The organism is uncultured Dialister sp. (assembly GCF_937959425.1).
In the GTDB taxonomy this organism is placed as follows: domain Bacteria; phylum Bacillota; class Negativicutes; order Veillonellales; family Dialisteraceae; genus Dialister.
The window spans coordinates 1-3,899 of sequence record NZ_CALGPS010000219.1 but is presented as its reverse complement, the minus strand read 5'-3'; the positions used below and the strand labels follow the sequence as shown (position 1 = coordinate 3,899).

General features: G+C 55.2%; 1 protein-coding gene. It reads left to right on the top strand.

The window, feature by feature from the left end; translation table 11 throughout:
* Positions 1-1,345 precede the first annotated feature (1,345 nt).
* Positions 1,346-3,496 carry an ornithine decarboxylase gene (gene speC, locus Q0482_RS09290; RefSeq protein WP_299145712.1) on the top strand — a complete coding sequence of 717 codons (2,151 nt, stop codon included), beginning with the start codon at positions 1,346-1,348 and terminating at the stop codon, positions 3,494-3,496.
* Positions 3,497-3,899 lie beyond the last annotated feature (403 nt).

The following is a 3,899-nucleotide window of genomic DNA, read 5'->3' as shown; positions in this document are numbered from 1 at the left end:
CCCCCACAATATTGTGCCCCCGCTTGCGGGGGAAAGGTGGTGCCGCAGGCACCAAAGGGGGGCGGGCCCGTAGGGCCCGGAGAAGAGAGGGCCGGTTCAGAGGGTTCCCCTCATCTTATTGTCCCACCGCCTGCGGGGGGAAGGTGGTGCGTTAGCACCAAAGGGGGCGGGCCCGTAGGGCCCGACGGTTCTTAAGGTTCTTAGGTTTGACGCAGCCTATCGGCTGCGAGGGTTGTGGATAGCCGCTGGCGCGGCTATGATTATAAAGTCAGCGTTACGGGCTTACCATTAGTGTCACCAGTGCTGCATGAGGTAGTGCGTTAGCCCCCTTCCTCTGGAAGGCAGAAGCCCTGCAGAGGGCTTCTGAGCCGGGCTAATATGTGAGCATAGCCTGCACATTAAGCGAACACCTTAAAGCCCGGCCGTAGGTGTCGCCGGAGGCGACGGGGGATAGCGGCCTTTTGAAAAAAGGCCGCGGCCTTGAAAGGGCCTAATGACACATAAAGCTGCGCGTCGTATATTCAGGCCTATCCTCAGGGCTTCGCCCAGCTCCTTTCTGAGAAAGGAGCCTTACGTTACGGGAATGCCCTCCTGCTGCTTAATTCACGCTAAACATTCTGCTGAATTGGCCACTATCGTGGCCACCCCCTATCCGGCTGCGCCGGACTCCCTCCACGGGAAAGCGTCTCACACGATTCTCAGGTCGCTACCGCTCCCCTACAGCACGGCTATCACCGACTCACAATATTTTGCGCGTCACTGCGTTCCTTCAAAATATGTTCGCTGGTGTGACTCGTGTTCGCTTGCCACCCTATTCAGGGGGGGAGAATAGGCCTCTCTATGCTTTCCTGCAGTATCATATGTAGCACATTGCTCAGCACCCATAGTGCCCCCTGAACAGGGGGAAAGGTGGTGGCGCCAGCCACCAAAGGGGGTGCCGCATTTCCACGCGCTGTGCACATTCTGCAGAGAATGTGCAAGTCAGTCGAAGTTGGCTCATAGCCTGCCCATAAAAGGGCCTTCCTTTTAATCGACTGACCGTTAGGCGCGGCTCCCTGGTTTTATCATAATGGCGCCTCCAGATTTCCAAAGAGGCGCCCACCAAGGCAGAAAGCTGACAGCCGATAGCCAAAGGCAGTTGTATGGTTTTTCCCAGCTCACCAGCCCACTGGCTCTCTTTTATTCAATTTCCCTTATCTATACTCTCTAAACCGTCCCAATATGCAGAATTTCATATATCTCCCCTAATCTCCTCAAATTTCCTCCTTTTTCCTCTCTTTTCCTTATTGACATACCCCTCCCATGGTTCCTATAATACAAGCAAAAATAAACAGGGAGGTTTTTCATGAAACAGTTAAAAATCGCTTTAACTGCCCTTGCTGCAGAAAGCGGCATTTCCCAGGAGAACTGGAAGACAGTTCCCCTCCAGGGTGCGGATCTCACCGATGTATCCGCCGTGGTCATGACAAGCCGGGACGAAATCCCCGCCGCCTATGACACCATTCATGCTTTCTCCATTCCCCTTTTCATTCTGGACACCGGCGCTGCCGCTTCGCGGAATATGTCCGAAATTTCCGGCACCCTCCTTCCCATCAGGGAAAAGGCATCCTGGAAGAAAAGAATCACCAAAGCCGCCATGAAGTATGAGAAGGACCTGCTGCCTCCTTTTTTTGGCGCGCTTATGAAATATACGTCCCGGAAAAATGACGAGTACGACTCCCCCGGCCACCAGAGCGGCGCCTTTTTCCGGAAACACCCTGCCGGCCGCATTTTTTACGACTACTACGGTCCCAACGTGTTCCGCGGCGACCTGTCCAGTTCCGACGTGGACCTGGGGGATTTCCTCATCCACGAAGGAGCGGCCCTCTCCGCCCAGAAGCACGCGGCCAAAGTATTTCATGCGGACAAAACCTATTTTGTCCTGAACGGCACATCCACCTCCAACAAAATCGTCATGAACGCCGTCCTCGCTCCCGGCGACATCGTCCTCTACGACCGGAACAACCATAAATCCATCGACCTGGGGCTGGTGCTTTCTGGCGCCATTCCGGTATACATGGAAACGTGCCGCAACGCCTGCGGCTCCATCGGCGGCATTCCGGAGCACTGCTTTGACGAAGACTACATCCGGAAACTGGTGGCGGAGAAAGACCCGGAAAAAGCAAAGGCCGATCGGCCCATACGCCTGGCGGTTATCGAACTGGGCACCTACGACGGCTGCATGTACAACGCCCGCCAGGTCATCGACCGCATCGGTTACCTCTGCGACTACATTTTCTTCGATTCCGCCTGGGTGGGCTACGAACAGTTCATCCCCATGATGAAAGACGCCTCTCCCCTGCTGCTGGAACTGGGCCCCGACGACCCGGGCATCTTCGTCACCCAGTCGGTGCACAAACAGCAGGCCGGTTTCTCCATGACCTCCCAGATACACAAAAAAGACGCCCACATCCGGGGCCAGGACCGCTACGTTCCCCACAAAAGGATGAACAACGCCTACATGATGCACGCCTCCACCTCCCCCTTCTACCAGCTCTTTGCCGCTTTGGATATGAACGCCCGGATACACGAAGGGGAAGGAGGAAAGAAACTGTGGAAAGACGCCCTCATTCTGGGAATCGAGCTCAGAAAGGAAATCATCCGCCGCTGCCACTACCTCCGCCCCTTCCTGCCGGACAAAGTGGGAAACAGGAAATGGGCGGAAGCAGACACCGCCCAGATTGCAGCGGACCGCCGCTATTGGACCTTTGCCCCCAGAGCGGACTGGCACGGTTTCAAAGGATACGGAGAAAACCAGTATTTCCTGGACCCCATGAAACTTATGCTCCTCACCCCGGGCATCGATATCGAAACCGGCACCTACGAAGACTTCGGTATCCCCGGCACCATTGTGGCTGAATTCCTACGGGAAAATAAAATCATTCCGGAAAAATGCGACCTGAACGACATTCTCTTCCTTCTCACCCCTGCGGAAACAAAAGAAAAACTGGAGCGCCTGGTGGATAAACTGGTGGAGTTTGAAACATACCTGGACGAAGACGCTCCCATGGAAAAAGTACTCCCCAGGGTATATGAAGCCTATGAAACCTACTACCAGGGCTACACCATCAGAAGACTATGCCAGGAAATGCATGACTTCTTCAAAGAAAGAAACGTGGCCGCCCTGCAGCAGCAGCTCTTCCAAAAAGAATACCTTCCGCCCTACGCCATGAGTCCAAGAGAAGCGGAAGGCGAATACTTCCGTGGAAACGGTGAACTCATAGACCTCAAAGACGCAGAAGGCCGCATCGCCCTGGAAGGCGCCCTCCCCTATCCCCCGGGCATCCTCTGCATCCACCCCGGAGAACGCTGGACAAAAACCGCCATCCACTACTTCATGGACCTCGTAGACAGCATCAACGCCCTCCCCGGCTTCCCCCCTGAAGTCCAGGGTGTCTACGTGGAAGACGGAGACGACGGTAAAAAACACGCCTATGGGTATGTGCTCAAAGAATAGGGGCCGCATAGCGGCCCGGGTTCAGAAGGTTCCTCCTATTTTATTGTCCCCCCGCCGCCTGCGGGGTGGCAAAGGAACTGGATTCGTAGGGAGCCAAAGGCGACTGAGAATCCAGTGACATGCTTTCCCGTGGAGGAAGGTGGTTCGTTAGCACCAAAGGGGGGCGGGCCCGTAGGGCCCGCAAGTTGTGTAAAAGGGTTGTGGAGAAAGGTGCGAAGAAAGGGTTCAAAGGGTTCAGAGGGTTCAAAGGGGAAGGATTGCCCTTGCGGGCAATGATTATATAGTCAGCGTTACGGGAATGCCTTTTGTGTCACCAAGGGTACATGACGTAGTCCAAAAGCCTTCTTCCTCTGGAAGAAGGTGGCGCCGTCAGGCGACGGATGATAGCGGCCTTTCGCAGAAA

Coding starts and splice junctions, on each gene's coding strand:
- speC (WP_299145712.1), top strand. CDS start 1,346: ATGAAACAGTTAAAAATCGCTTTAACTGCCCTTGCTGCAGAAAGCGGC.